Genomic DNA, 14,007 nt, shown 5'->3' with positions numbered 1-14,007 from the left:
CCCTAGCATAGGGCGATGCTTACGCTCGACCGCACTCTGGCGCAGTCCATCGTCGACCGTTCGATGACCATCATCGACGGCAACGTCAACGTGATGGACCACACCGGCGTGATCGTTGCCAGCGGCGACCCGGCGCGCATCGGCCAGCTGCATGAAGGCGCGCTGCTGGTGCTGTCGCGGCAGGGGCGGGTGGAGATCGACGCGGCGCTGGCGCAGCAGCTCGACGCAGTACGTCCCGGCGTCAACCTGCCGCTGATCGTCGATGGCCGCGTGCTCGGCTGCGTGGGCCTGACCGGCGACCCTGCGCGCATCGGGCAACAGGCCGAACTGGTGCGCATGGCCGCCGAGGCCATGCTCGAACAAGCCGGGCTGCTGCGCCTGCTGGCCCGCGACGCGCGCCTGCGCGAGGAAGTCACGCTGGGGCTGATCCGCACCGACGGGCCGACCCCGGCGCTGGCCGGCTGGGCCGAACGGCTAGGCATCGCGCTCGATCTGCCGCGCGTAGCTGCGGTGATCGAAGTGGAAAGCGACACCCTGGATCTGGACGCCATGCTGGTGGAGTTGCAGCGCCTGCATACGCTGCTGTCCACGCCCGAGCGCGGCAACCTGATCGCCGCCACCGCGCTCAACGAGCTGGTGGTGCTTAAACCGGCGCTGGACCGGCGCGGGCAGTGGAATGTGGACGAGCAACGCCGGCGTGCACACACCTTGCTCGAGCGCATGCGTGCCAGCAGCCCGCTGCGCATCCGCCTGGCGCTGGGCCAGTATTTTCCGCAGCCCAACGGGCTGGCGCTGTCGCACCAGATCGCGCGCACCACCATGCGCATCGGCAAGGCGCGCACGCCGGGCGCCGATGCCTTCTTCTTCGACGACTACCGCCTGCCGGTGCTGGTGGACGACCTGCGCCAGGCCTGGCAGGCCGAGGAACTACGCAAGCCGCTGCAGGCGCTGCTGACGCAGGACCGCCGCAGCCAGTTGCTGCAGACCTTGTCGTGCTGGTTCGCCAATGGCATGCGCATGACGCCTACCGCCAAGGCGCTGGGCATTCACCGCAATACGCTGGACTACCGCATGCAGCGCATCCAGGACCTGTGTGCGGTGAACCTGGGCGTCACCGACGATTGCATGCGCCTGTATCTGGCGCTGCAGATGCGCCAGGACAGCGCCGCGGCCGAGCCCGAGGGCGCGCAGTAGGTCTGCGCAGGCCAGGCACTGCGTGTGCCACGACGCGGGGCGACGCCGTGCAGGTTCCACGCGCACGCGGCACTGCTGCATCGGTTGCCGCGCCCTGCTGCCGGATGCAGCCGCACATGCCGTTGCGTCCTGGGCCAGCGGCACATCTGCGTGGCAGCGCACGGATTTGCTGCGCGGGCTGTTATGCCTGCTCCGCTAGACTGCGCGGATGACATCGGGCGAGCGACCACGTTGAAACAGCGCCACGTAGCAGCGCCGCTTGCGGCCAACGAGACCGACCGCCTGGCGCGGCTGGCGTTGCTGCGGGTGGTCGATAGCGAAGCCGAACCGTTCTTCGACGCCCTGGCCGCCGCCGCGCAGGCCATTGCCGGCACGCCGATCGCACTGGTGTCGCTGGTGGACGAGCACCGCCAATGGTGGAAGGCCAACGTCGGCCTGCCGGGCGTGTCGCAGACCCCGCGCGAGCTGGCGTTCTGCGCGCATGCCATCCTCGATGACGCAGTGATGGAAGTGCCCAATGCGTCGGACGACCCGCGTTTCAGCGGCAACGAACTGGTCACCGACGCACCCGGCATCCGCTACTACGCCGGTGCCCCGATCGTGCTCTCCGATGGCCTGCGCATGGGCACGGTGTGCGTGATCGACCAGCGCCCGCGACAGCTGCAACCGGCCCAGCTGGAGGCCCTACGGCATCTGGCACGGGTGGCGGCCGAGGGCCTGGAGCAGCGCCGCCTGATGCTGGAGCGTGCCGAGACCAACGCCCAGCTGCAGCAGCGCCTGCGCGAGAGCGAAGCGTTCCTGGAGCGCACCGGGCGGGTGGCCGGCGTGGGCGGTTGGGAAGTGGATGTGGCCAGCGGCACCTTGAGCTGGTCTGACCAGACCTGCCGCCTGCACGATCTGCCGCCGGGCTACCGGCCCAGCCTGGGCGAGGCGATCGCGTTCTATCCGCTGGACGCGCGCGCGGTGATCACCGAGGCGGTGGAAGCCTGCGTACGCGACGGCACGCCATGGGACCTGGAGCTGCCGCTGATCAGCAGTACCGGCCGCCACTTATGGGTGCAGAGCACCGGTGCGATGGACATGACCGACGGGCGCATGCGCCTGATCGGTGCCGTCCAGGACGTCACCGACCGCCACCGCGCGATGGACGCCCTGGCCACCAGCGAGCGCAAGTTCCGCAAGATGTTTCAGTACAGCCTGGGGCTGATCTGCACCCACGACATGGACGGCCGCCTGATCAGCGTGAACCCGGCCGCCGCGCGCTCGCTCGGGCGTAGCGTGGAGGACATGGAAGGCCGCGCGCTGGTGGAATTGGTGCGGCCGGAGCGGCACGCCGCCTTGCACGGTTATCTGTCGCGGATGGTGCTCGATGGCCAGGACTCGGGCGTGATCGAGCTGGTTGCCGGCGATGGCAGCCTGCGCCACTGGCAGTACCACAACGTGCTCGACGTGGAAGCCGATGGCACCGTGGTGCTGGCGCATGCGCAGGACGTGACCAACCAGTACAAGCAGGAAAAGCAGCTGCTGGAATGGTCCTTCACCGACCCGCTGACCAACTGCTTCAACCGCCGCTATCTGGACGAGCTGGACAAGCGCGACCCCAGCGTGCGCTGGGGCTGCATCGTGGTGGACCTGGACAAGTTCAAGCTGGTCAACGACACCCACGGCCACCAGCGCGGCGACGAAGTGCTGGTGCAGATGGCCTGGTTCCTCAACCAGCCGCTGCGCACCCAGGACCGCCTGGTACGGCTGGGCGGCGACGAGTTTTTGGTGCTGCTGCATCAGCCCACACCTGCGCAGCTGAGCGCGCTGGCGCGCGACTATCTGGACGCGGCGGACGATGCGCCGATCCGCTTCACCCTGGGCAGCGCGCTGCGCCAGGACGGCGAAGCACTGGCGGCGGTGGTCGACCGTGCCGACAAGTCGTTGTACGCACTGCGGCGCTCCCGCCGCGGCAGCAGCCCCACCGACCAGCGCTGACCGCGTAGCGCCCCTTTGTTCCTGGTGATGTCCCGGGCGCCGAAAGAGCGTGCTCATGAATACGCGATCGCCTATCATGTAAACGCTTTCAATCATATTGGTACGGAATGGACACCTTCGATCGCACCCAGCTCAGCCCCAAGTGGCAGTTCCGCTTCGACTTCTTCGACCGTCATGGCGGTCCGAAGGATCCTGCCTACAAGGAAACGCTGAAGACGCTGCCGTTCGGCGAGAAGCTCAAGGTCGGCATGAACTTCTACGCGCTGTTCTTCGGCTTCATCTACTTCTTTATCCTGGGCCTGTGGCGCAAGGCGCTGGGCCTGATCGGCATCGGCCTGGTGGTGGGCATCATTGCCTCGTTCCTGCCCGGCTCGCTGGGCAACGCCTTGAGCATCCCGCTGGCCCTGCTGGCCGGCATGAGTGCCAACTACGCCTACTACCTGGACAAGGTGAAGGGCAGCACCAGCTTCAACCCGTTCGAAGGCATGCGCTGGTAAGTCATGGCATGGCCGCGCCGGCCCCTCCCGCCGCTGCGCAGCGTTGCCAAGCCCGGTCTCGACCGGGCTTTTTTATGCCTGTGGCTTGCTGAGCCTGCGCAGCGAGTTCATGAGCCGATGCTTGCTCGAACGCAGAATAAGCAGGCCTTAACCCGCTAATGCCGGACGATCAAGCCAGTTGACTGCTTTTAGTGAGACCACAAGCGGGCGAAACCGTTAGCGGCGCTTGCGTACCCTCAGCAGTCCGCACTGCGCCCACGGCAACTGCCTGAATTCGCAACAGATCCGGGTTCACCCTTCCGCTTGAGTCCGTACGGTCTGCTGCGCCGCAGTATGGCGCCACGGTTTAGCCTTGCTTAATCTTTGCCACACCGTGACACACGTCGCGCCGGATTTGGATCGGTCCAAAGCACACTATCCCCCGCAAGTGTTTGAAAAGACGAAGTCTTTCCGTCGCACCACCGCCCCCGACGAGACGCTTGAATGACCGATTCCCGTTGTCACCGCCCGCGTGTGCTGTCCCAGGCCCTCTTGCTCGCCATGCTGTCACCGTTCCCGGCGCTGGCGCAGCAGGCCGATCCGCAACAACTCGACGCCGTCACCGTGACCGGCTCGCGCATCAAGCGTGTCCAGGCCGAAGGGCCGGCGCCGGTGCAGATCATCGGCTCGGAGGAGATCCGCGCCCAGGGCTTCACCACCGTCTACGACATGCTCGGCACGTTGAACCAGGCGATCGGCACGGTGGAGGCGGATGTCAGCTGGGGCTCGCACACGCCCAACGCCAGCCCGCTCAACCTGCGCAACCTCGGCCCCAACCGCAGCCTGCTGCTGGTCAACGGCCGCCGCGTGGCCGATTACCCGCTTCCCTATAACGGGCAGAGCAACGTCTCCAACTACAGCAACATCCCTGCCGCGGCGGTGGACCGGGTGGAAGTGCTCACCGGTGGTGCCTCGGCGATCTACGGCTCGGACGCGATCGCCGGCGTGGTCAACGTGATCCTCAAGCAGAACTACAGCGGCGACCAGTTCCGCATGCGCGGCGGCACCTCCACCGAGGGCGGGCGCGATACCGCGGATGTGTCCTGGGCCGGCGGGCGCACCGGCGACAACTGGAGCGTGACCTACGCGCTGCAGTACACCAGCCGCGACCCGCTGTTCGGCCGCGACCGTCCGCAGATGGACGACGCCAGCGACGCGCCCTACAGCGCCTGGACCACCGAGCAGCGCCGGGTGGGGTTTCGCCCCAGCAGCGGCATTGCCCTGATCGACAACGCCACCGGCACCCGCCAGGCGCCGCCACCGGGTGCGTGCGAACAGTTTGGCGGCGCCTATTACCGCGCTGATCGGCTGCTCTACAACCGCAATACCGACACCACCACCAACACCGGCCAGCTGTGCGGGCTGAGCGCCGACTACGGCGACTGGCTGCTGCGCAGCGGCAGCAAGGACCTGTCCGGGTATCTGTACGGCACCTGGGAATTCGGCAACGGCGTGCAGGCCTGGACCAACCTGGCGGTGTTCGATTCCGAAGCACAGTGGGGCACCTCGCCGCCGTATGTGCAGCTGCCGGCGGGGCTGGATTACCCGGCCTTCCACGACGTCACCAGCGGCCAGCAGTTGATTGGCGTGCGCCAGTTCACCGCCAACGAAGTCGGCAGCCAGGCCGGCCTGCGCAACCGCAACCGCGAGCGCTCCTGGGACATCAGTGCCGGCCTGCGCGGCACCCTGGCCGACGGCCGCTTCGACTGGGATGCCTCGCTGGGCCGCTCGTACTACCGCGTGCAGGAACGTATCTCCACCGTGGACTGGCAACGTGCCAATGACTATTTCCTCGGCCCGCAGCTGGGCACCGTGGACGGCCTGCCGGCCTACGCCCTGGACCGCGCGCGCTGGTGGACCCCGCTGACCCCGGGCCAGTACGCGCAGATCGGTGCGCACTCGGTGAACCGCGCCGCGTCCTGGGTCAATCAGGGCGCGTTGAGCCTGAGCGGCACCTTGTTCGACGGCTGGGCCGGGCCGATCGAATTTGCCGCGGTGGTCGAAGCCGCGCAGCAGGGCTACCGGCTCAACCCGGACCCGCGCGCCAACCTCGATTACGAAGTGCAGAACGTGGACCGCGGCGGTGGCGAGCGCACCCGTTACTCGGGCGGTCTGGAGTTCAGCGTGCCGCTGACCACCACGCTCACTGCCACGTTGGCTGGCCGCTACGACCGCTATGGCGACTACGAGGCGTTCAACGATGACGCCAACCTGCTGGATATCGGCACGCAGAAGGAATCCACCTGGAGTGCTGGCCTGCAATGGCGGCCAATCGACAGCCTGCTGCTGCGCGGCAGCTACGCCACCAGCTTCCGTGCCCCGGACATGCATTACCTGCTCGGCCAGCCCAGCTCGGCGCAGGTGCGCACGCTGGACCAATACCGCTGCATCGCCAGCGGCGCCTACCAGACCAACAACTGCACCGGCGACAACACCGCGGTGACCTATCCGTTTGCGATCAACCGCCGCGGCACTCCGGATCTGGAATCGGAACTGGGCGACTCGTGGACGGTGGGCTTTGTCTGGGATGCGTTCGAAAATTTCTCCTTCACCGCCGACTACTGGCGCATCCACCTGGACGAAGAAATCCGCGATATCGACGAAACCACCATCCTGCGCGACGAGGCCGGCTGCCGCACCGGGCTGACCATCACGCCCGGGCAGGCCTGGTCCAACCCGGGCGGCGCCGACTACTGCGCCTCGATCCTGGCGCGCGTGCAACGCGATGGCAGCGGCGCGATCACCGCGATCGAGCGCGGCCCGATCAACCTGGCCCAGCGCGATGTCAGCGGCATCGACCTGTCGGCGCGCTACCAGCTCAAGACCGGTTTCGGCGATTTCCAGATGGGGCTCGACTACACCAACCTGCGCTCGATGCGCGAGCAGACTTACCGCACCGACCCCAACCCCGAGCGCCGCGACCGCGACATCCGCAGCAAGCTGCGCGGCAGCGTGAGCTGGCTGTATGGCAACTGGAACGCCACCGTCTACGGCGACCGCGTCGGCGCGGTGCCCAGCGTGCGCTCGCACTGGGGCCTGGACCGGCTGGACAACCCCGGCGGCTGCGTGCCGTTTGCCGATGGCGGGGTGCCAGACGACCGCGCCAACTGCACCGACACCGATCCCAATAGCCCCACCTTCGGCCAGAGCACACGCAAGTACTTTGGCCGCGTAGGCCCGGCGATCACCTGGAACGTCAATGTCGGCTACCGCATCACCCCGGCGATGAAGCTCAACCTGTACATCAACAACGTCTTCAACAGCACCGGCTACAACCACAAGGACCCGTACAAGCTGGACTACGAGTTCTACAACAGCCGCCTGTTCAGCCCGGTTGGCCGCGAGATCGCGGCAGAATACGTGTTCGATTTCTAGAATGCGGTTGCGCGCGTGCCTGCCGGCGCCCTGCTGTGGCAGGCACGCTTCCCACCTGCGACGTCCGCGTCGCCCTCTCCCCCGAGGTGATTCCCGCATGTTGTCTGTCGTGCCCAGCGCCACCCCTGCCTTATCCGCTGCCTGCCCCTGGTGGCGCCGCGCCGCCGCCGGCCTGTGCCTGCTTGGTGTCACTCTCGCCGGCCCGCTGGCCGCGCAGGACCCGGCGCAGGTCAACACCTTCATCGGCAGCAAGGACGACGGCAATACCTTTCCCGGCGCGTCGGCGCCGTTCGGCCTGATCCAGGTCAGCCCGATCGGTGCGCATTACGCCGGCTGGCGCTACGACGACCCCAGCATCCGCGGCTTCGGGCATTCGTTCCTGTCCGGGGCCGGCTGCTGGGAGCAGGGCGGCCAGGTCTCGATCCTGCCGGTAACCGGCAGCATCGGCCCCGGCGGCGATTTCGATACCGGCGACGCCAAGGCCTTCGACCAGAAGCGCTATGCCGCGCGCTACACCCACGACGGCGAAGTGGGCCAGGCCGGCTACTACAAGGTGCGCCTGACCGATTACGGCGGCATCGACGCCGAAGCCACCGCGCTCACCCGCGCCGCCGCCGAGCGCTACACCTTCGCGCCCGGCGCCGACACCGGCCATGTGCTGATCAACGTGGCCCAGGCCAACGACCGCCACGTGGTGATCGGCAGCCAGGTGCAACTGGTGGGTGACCGCGTGGTGGAAGGCAAGCTGACCACGCAGAGCTTCTGCGGCGGCCAGGAATACACCACCTGGTTCCGGCTGGAATTCGACCGCCCGTTCACCGCGTTCGGGGTGTGGGGCGAAGACGGCGGCGTGCCCGGCGCGCGCCACAGCATGGGCGGTGAGCTCAAGCCCAACGGCGCCTGGCTGAGCTTCCCATTGGGCAAGGGCAAGAACGCGCGCGCGGTGACCGTGGTCAGCGCCATCTCGCACGTGGACGCCGAAGGCGCGCGCACCAATCTGCGCGCCGACGGCATGCAGGGCGGCACGCTGCTGGGGCTGGAGCAGATGCGCCAGCGCGCGCAGCAGACCTGGCGCACCGAACTGGCCAGCGTGCAGGTGGAGGGCGCCGGCCGCGACGACCGCACCGTGCTGTACACCGCGCTATACCACGCCCTGCTGCAGCCGCTCACCGGCAGCGATGCCGACGGCCGCTACCGCGGCTACGACGATGCGATCCACCGCGCCGACGGCTGGACCTACTACGAGTATTTCTCGCTGTGGGACACCTACCGCTCGCAGAACCAATTGCTCGCCCTGCTGCGCCCGCAGCGCGCGCGCGACATCGGCCGCTCGCTGCTGGCCATCCACCAGCAGGGTGGCTGGCTGCCGCGCTGGGGCTACGCCAACTACGACACCAACATCATGACCGGCGACCCGGTGACGCCCTTCCTGGTCGACCTGTGGCGCTTCGGCGCGCTGCAGGGCAACGAAGCCGAGGCCTACGCCGCGCTGCGCCAGAACGCCTTCGGCCAGCCGCCCACCAATTCGCGCCACGCCGGCCGCTCCGGCAACGCGAGTTACCTGGCCAACGGCTACGTGCAATACGACCGCGCCTTTCCCTCCAAGGGCATGGACGTGGACCCGCACCACGGCGGTTCGGCCACGCTGGAATACGCGCTGGCCGATTGCGCCCTGGCCCAGATGGCCGGTGCGCTGGGCCATGCACAGGACAGCGCGCAGCTGCGCCAACGCGGCGGCAACTGGCACCGCGTCTGGGATGCGGACGTGCGCGATGCCGACGCCGGCTTCAGCGGTTTTCCGCGCCCGCGGCTGGAAGACGGCAGCTGGTACGCACCCTCCGACGATCACTACAGCCCGCGCTCGCAGCACGGCTTTCACGAGGGCACCGCCTGGCAATACCAGTGGCTGGTGCAGCAGGACATCCCCGGCATGCTGCAGGCCATGCACGGCAGCGAACAGGCAGGCAAACGCCTGGACACCTTCTTCGCCTACGACGACCTGTTGAAGGACCTGGGCAACGGCGCACGCACGCATTGGGTGGTGGGCCCGTACAGCTACTACAACCAGTACCGCTACAACCCCAACAACGAACCGGACCTGCACGCCCCGTGGATGTACACGCTGATCGGCCAGCCGTGGAAGACCGCCACCGTGGTGCGCGCCGCGCAGCAGTTGTTCACCAATGCGCCCAACGGCGTCACCGGCAACGATGACCTGGGCACGATGTCGGCGTGGTACCTGTTCAGTGCCTTCGGCCTGTATCCGGCGGTGCCGGGCAGCGGCGAATTTCTGTTGCATGCGCCGCGCTTCAAGCGGGTCACGCTGGATCTGGGTAACGGCAAGCGCCTGCGCATCGACGCCCCCGGCGCCGATGGCCGCACGCTGCAGTACGTCGATGGCGTCCGCGTCAACGGCAAGCCGCAGCCGCAGGTGTTCCTGGACTGGGCCCGGTTGCAGCAAGGCGGCACGCTGTCGTTTGCGCTGACCAAGCAGGCACCCACTCAGGGCTGGGGCACGCAAGCGGACGCATTGCCCACCTCGTTCTGCGCCACGCCTGCCGCCGCACAGTGACCGCAAGCATCAAGCCGACGCATGAAAGCCCCTCTCCCTGCGGGAGAGGGGTTGGGGTGAGGGTACGAGGCAAAGCCACCGACTCACGCGCGGCAGCAGACTTCCACCGCTAAACCTTCGCCATCGATGATGCAGGGTTGAAGGCGCGTGGCGACGCGTTCCTCATCGCTGGTCGCCGGTGGATACCTGCGGCGCACCCTCATCCGCCCTACGGGCACCTTCTCCCGGTGGGAGAAGGGCACAGCTCACCTGCATTTGGCGGCGGAGTACTCATAGCAGCCGCGCAGCACAGCACTGCTACCGCCAAGACCTTCCCATCGATGATTCACTCTTGAAGGCGCGTGGCGACGCGTTCGTCATCGTTGGCACTGAAAGATATCTGAGGCGCCCCTCATCCGCCCTACGGAGACCTTCTCCCGGCGGGAGAAGTAAGAGCAGCTATCAAAACGACTGCTCGCTATGTTTTGTTAGCCGCTCTAACTACCCCACCTTCCCCAAGCGACTATTCCGCCGCCCGTAGGCCAGGTAGACCACCACGCCCAGCGCGTTCCACACCAGGAACCAGCCCTGCGTGGTGCTCGGCAGGCTCCAGAACAGATACAGGCAGCCCAGGATCGCCACCGGCCCCACCACCCAGGCCAGCGGCGTGCGGAACGCCCGCGCACGGGTGGGTTCGCGCACGCGCAACACCAGCAGACACGCCGCCACCGCCGTAAACGCCGCCAACGTACCGGCATTGGCCAGCGCGGCAATCTCGTCCAGCCGCGCCACGCCCGCCAACGCGGCCACCAGCACCGCGGTGAACAAGGTGATCGCCACCGGCGTGCCGGTGCGTGCATTGACCTTGGACAAGCCACGCGGCAACAGACCGTCGCGCGACATCACAAAGAAGATCCTGCTCTGCCCGTACAGGAACGCCAGCAGCACCGTCGGCAGCGCGATGATCGCCACCGCGCCGATCACCAGCGCCGCCTTGCCATGGCCGAGCTCGCGCAGGATCAACGCCAACGGCTCGGGGCTCTTGCCGAACACGGTGAAGCTCATCGCACCCACCGCCGACAACGCCACCAGCACATAGATCAGCGTGCAACCGATCATCGAACCGACGATGCCGATCGACAGATCGCGCCCCGGGTTCTTGGTCTCTTCGGCCGCAGTGGAGATCGCATCGAACCCGTAGAACGCGAAGAAGATGATCGCCGCCGCCATCACGCCGCGCTCCACGCCATCCGGGCCCATCGCCTTGGAGAAGCCATAGGGCATGAAGGGCTGCAGGTTGGCGCTGTTGAACGCCGGCAGTGCGATCGCCACGAACACGCCCAGCGCAATGATCTTCAGCACCACCAACACCGCATTGAGCGTGGCGCTTTCCTTGGTGCCGGCCATCAGCATGCCGGCCACCAGGAAGGTGATCACCACCGCCGGCAGGTTCACGATGCCGCCGGCGTGCGGCCCGGCAATCAATGCATGCGGCAGATTGACTCCCAACCACTGCAGGAACCCGACGAAATAGCCCGACCAGCCCACCGCCACCGTGCTCACCACCAGCGAATATTCCAGCACCAGGCTCCAGCCCACCACCCAGGCGATGCTCTCGCCCAGTGCGGTGTAGCTGTAGGTGTAGGCGCTGCCGGCGGCCGGCATCATCGTGGCCATCTCCGCATACGCCAGCGCCGCGCAGGCGCACACGATACCGGCGGCCACAAACGAGAGCAGCACCGCCGGGCCGGCCTTGTCCGCGCCCACGCCGATCAGCGTGTAGATGCCGGTGCCGACGATCGCGCCGATGCCCAGCGCGATCAGGTGTGGCCAGCTCAGGCTGCGCACCAGCTGCCGCCCGGCCTCGTGCACGGTGACCTGATCGATGGATTTGCGCCTGAGCCAAGACGACATGGGGACCTCGCAGGAACCAAAAGAATTCCCGAGTGTCGCCCAACGCGGCGCAGCAAAGCTATCGGTCCAAGGTCACGCGACGCCGGGCACGGGCTGTGGCAGCGCGGAGTTAATTAGATCGACGCGCTGGAAACGCAGCGGCTGGTGGCGATGCAGCTGCGCGTGAGGCGTTGCGGCGTGATCAGCGCTGGCGCGTCATCGGTGGTGCGAGCTGTCTTGCAATGGATGGCGGCGGCCGTTTCCACGGCATGCTCTGCCGACGCGGGTGATCGCCATCAACAGTGACGACCGGATTGGTTGGTGATGCGCGCGCTGCAAGACACCGGCCAACACTGGCCAGTGTCGGCCACCCTCAATCGATCGACGGACGATGCGGCGGACGTGCACGCCGATACAACAACTGCACCGCCCAGGCGCTGGCCAGGCCGATCGCGCCGGCGGCAAAGTGGCTCCAGTCGAGCACGCGTGGCGCCGCGCCATTGGCATCGTGGCCCCAGAAATTGAACCACAGCAGCACGATCGCAGTGACGATCATGCCCAGCCAGAACCACAGCCGCGTCGCGCCGATGGCATAGATCAAGAACGGCAGTGCCGCACCGATCAGGAAATGCACCGGGAAGAAATACGCGGTGCCATACGGCCGCATCAGGTACCAGATGATCGCCCCAAACAGACCCAGAAAGGCGAACAGGCCCAGGGCAAGCAAACGGGTTTGGGTCTTGACGGTGGTCATCAGGCAGCCTCGCAGGTGAGAACGTCAGCCTACCGGCGCGCAGGTCACGTTGAGGTCAATGCGCGTGCGCCTGCATGCCGCGCCTTCGCAGCATCGCTTCGGGCCGCTTGTGCAACTGCGATGCAGTCGGCGCTGCATGTGCGCAAAAACAGGCGGTTGCGTCATCAAGCACCATCGCGCTGGTGGCCGGTTGATGCGTCATTGAAATCGTTGGCCAATCCCAATGGGATGCAGGTTGTTGTGTACTGCCGATGCGATGGACCCGCAGACATCGCGATGGCGGCGGTGTCGTACATGTTGCGATGTGGCGCTGCTGTCGCGTTGCCGTTCGAGTTACCGCATGCATGGCGGTGCAACACGCCAGTGTGCATGGCACATGTCGAACTGCTAAGGCTCAAGTTTGCCGGCGTAACGCTCGCGCACATGCTGGCTGATGTAGGTACTCAATCCGCGTCCGTCCGCGGCCAGGCGTTGCATGGTGGCGATCGCCTCGGCGCCGGCACTGGCGTCGGTATACACGTAAGTCTCGCCACTGCGAAATTGCACCGCGATCGCGCCGGTGGTAACCGCATAGGCCACCACGCCGGAGTCGCCATCGCGGTTGCCGTAGCGCTGCAGCAAGGGAGGACGGCGCGTGACCATGCACACAGGCTAGGGCGGCTACGGTGAGGATGCCTTCAACGGACGCGGCCGCGTGCGCCGCTGTGCGCGCGGTGGTGGCTCAGCTCGCCGGCAGACCTGGCAACAGCGCAGTCAACGCCTGGCAGCGCTGCGCGAAGTCCGCATGCAACTGGCGAACGGCGGGCGAGAACTGCTTGCGATGCGGGCACACCAGCTGCAATGGCAGCCGGTCGCCGTAGGCCGGCAGCAGCACTTCCAGGCGCCCGGCCTGCACATCGGCGCAGACATCCAGCCACGACTTGTAGGCGATGCCTTCGCCCGCCACCGCCCAGCGCCGCACGACGTCGGCGTCGTCGCACAGCATCGCCCCACGCACCGGCACGGTCTGGCGGCGGCCATCACCCTCGAACTGCCAGCGGTCGTACGGGCGCCCGGCCAGCACGTACAGCAGACAGGCGTGCTCGCGCAGCGCCTCCAGCGTGCTTGGCCGCCCATGCCGGTGCAGATAATCCGGTGCGGCCACCAGCACGCGGCGGTTGTCCGGCGCCAGCGGCAGTGCCACGTGGTCGGCGTCGTCGATGCGCCCCAGCCGGAACGCCACATCCACCGGCGCGCGGTACAGGTCGGCCACCTGGTCGGACAGGTGCAGGCGCAGCGTCAGCCGTGGATGCGTCGCGCGGAACGCGGTCAGCCACGGCAGCAGCACGTTGCGGCCCAGGTCCGACGGCGCGGTCACCTGCAGCAGCCCGTGCAGCGCCTGGTCGCCGCCGCGCACCTGCTCGCGGCCATCGCGCAGCAACTCCAACACCTGGCGCACGTACGGCAGGTACTGCTCGCCCTCGGCGGTGAGCCGCAGGCTGCGGGTGGAGCGTGCAAACAGGCGCAGGTCCAGCGCCCGTTCCAGCCGGGCCACTGCGGCACTGGCCTGGCCCGGCAACAGGTCGGCCTCGCGCGCGGCACTGGAAAAACTGCCCAGCGCTGCGGTGCGCACGAACAGCGCCAGATCATCGAACCGGACCATCTTCTCTCCAGCAGTGAAACTGCTTGCGCAGTTTGCCGGTTTTTCCGGAAATGGCGATGGCGCACGCTGCAGCTCCTCGCCC

At 67.3% G+C, this 14,007-nt stretch carries 9 protein-coding genes; 5 read left to right on the top strand and 4 right to left on the bottom strand.

Going from position 1 to position 14,007, the window contains the following annotated elements:
• The first annotated feature begins 15 nt into the window (after positions 1 to 15).
• The 5 genes from XCC_RS21930 to XCC_RS21910 all read left to right on the top strand — a co-directional run bounded on the left by XCC_RS21930 (position 16) and on the right by XCC_RS21910 (position 9,657).
• On the top strand, positions 16 to 1,194 hold the full coding sequence (locus XCC_RS21930) for a sugar diacid recognition domain-containing protein (RefSeq protein WP_011039286.1): 1,179 nt from the start codon (positions 16 to 18) through the stop codon (positions 1,192 to 1,194).
• A gap of 183 nt (positions 1,195 to 1,377) precedes the next feature.
• Positions 1,378 to 3,174 carry a sensor domain-containing diguanylate cyclase gene (locus tag XCC_RS21925; RefSeq protein WP_016945044.1) on the top strand — a complete coding sequence of 599 codons (1,797 nt, stop codon included), beginning with the start codon at positions 1,378 to 1,380 and terminating at the stop codon, positions 3,172 to 3,174.
• A 107-nt stretch (positions 3,175 to 3,281) separates the two neighbouring features.
• The gene (locus tag XCC_RS21920; protein WP_011039284.1) at positions 3,282 to 3,671 is read left to right on the top strand and encodes a DUF2628 domain-containing protein; all 390 of its coding nucleotides are present in this window, start codon (positions 3,282 to 3,284) and stop codon (positions 3,669 to 3,671) included.
• Positions 3,672 to 4,154: 483 nt separating this feature from the next.
• On the top strand, positions 4,155 to 7,085 hold the full coding sequence (locus XCC_RS21915; RefSeq protein ID WP_011039283.1) for a TonB-dependent receptor plug domain-containing protein: 2,931 nt from the start codon (positions 4,155 to 4,157) through the stop codon (positions 7,083 to 7,085).
• Between the two features lie 97 nt (positions 7,086 to 7,182).
• Positions 7,183 to 9,657 carry a GH92 family glycosyl hydrolase gene (locus XCC_RS21910; RefSeq protein ID WP_011039282.1) on the top strand — a complete coding sequence of 825 codons (2,475 nt, stop codon included), beginning with the start codon at positions 7,183 to 7,185 and terminating at the stop codon, positions 9,655 to 9,657.
• 480 nt (positions 9,658 to 10,137) lie between these two features.
• Here the strand turns inward: XCC_RS21910 and XCC_RS21905 are convergent, their stop codons facing one another.
• The 4 genes from XCC_RS21905 to XCC_RS21890 all read right to left on the bottom strand — a co-directional run bounded on the left by XCC_RS21905 (position 10,138) and on the right by XCC_RS21890 (position 13,925).
• On the bottom strand, positions 10,138 to 11,550 hold the full coding sequence (locus tag XCC_RS21905; protein ID WP_011039281.1) for an amino acid permease: 1,413 nt from the start codon (positions 11,548 to 11,550) through the stop codon (positions 10,138 to 10,140).
• Positions 11,551 to 11,902: 352 nt separating this feature from the next.
• Positions 11,903 to 12,283, bottom strand: a complete 381-nt coding sequence (locus tag XCC_RS21900; RefSeq protein ID WP_011039280.1) for a hypothetical protein — start codon at positions 12,281 to 12,283, stop codon at positions 11,903 to 11,905.
• A 387-nt stretch (positions 12,284 to 12,670) separates the two neighbouring features.
• A complete protein-coding gene (locus XCC_RS21895) occupies positions 12,671 to 12,901 on the bottom strand; it encodes a hypothetical protein (protein WP_029217134.1) in 231 nt (76 codons plus the stop codon).
• A gap of 103 nt (positions 12,902 to 13,004) precedes the next feature.
• Complete coding sequence (locus XCC_RS21890; protein ID WP_011039278.1) at positions 13,005 to 13,925, bottom strand: LysR family transcriptional regulator; 921 nt, start codon at positions 13,923 to 13,925, stop codon at positions 13,005 to 13,007.
• Positions 13,926 to 14,007: the final 82 nt, after the last annotated feature.

The organism is Xanthomonas campestris pv. campestris str. ATCC 33913 (assembly GCF_000007145.1).
Taxonomy (GTDB): Bacteria; Pseudomonadota; Gammaproteobacteria; order Xanthomonadales; family Xanthomonadaceae; genus Xanthomonas; species Xanthomonas campestris.
This window is presented reverse-complemented; position numbering and strand designations above follow the sequence as displayed.

Bases quoted from the DNA above. Each gene is read 5' to 3' on its own strand.
- XCC_RS21930 (WP_011039286.1), top strand. From the start codon at position 16: ATGCTTACGCTCGACCGCACTCTGGCGCAGTCCATCGTCGACCGTTCG.
- XCC_RS21925 (WP_016945044.1), top strand. From the start codon at position 1,378: ATGCCTGCTCCGCTAGACTGCGCGGATGACATCGGGCGAGCGACCACG.
- XCC_RS21920 (WP_011039284.1), top strand. From the start codon at position 3,282: ATGGACACCTTCGATCGCACCCAGCTCAGCCCCAAGTGGCAGTTCCGC.
- XCC_RS21915 (WP_011039283.1), top strand. From the start codon at position 4,155: ATGACCGATTCCCGTTGTCACCGCCCGCGTGTGCTGTCCCAGGCCCTC.
- XCC_RS21910 (WP_011039282.1), top strand. From the start codon at position 7,183: ATGTTGTCTGTCGTGCCCAGCGCCACCCCTGCCTTATCCGCTGCCTGC.
- XCC_RS21905 (WP_011039281.1), bottom strand. From the start codon at position 11,550: ATGTCGTCTTGGCTCAGGCGCAAATCCATCGATCAGGTCACCGTGCAC.
- XCC_RS21900 (WP_011039280.1), bottom strand. From the start codon at position 12,283: ATGACCACCGTCAAGACCCAAACCCGTTTGCTTGCCCTGGGCCTGTTC.
- XCC_RS21890 (WP_011039278.1), bottom strand. From the start codon at position 13,925: ATGGTCCGGTTCGATGATCTGGCGCTGTTCGTGCGCACCGCAGCGCTG.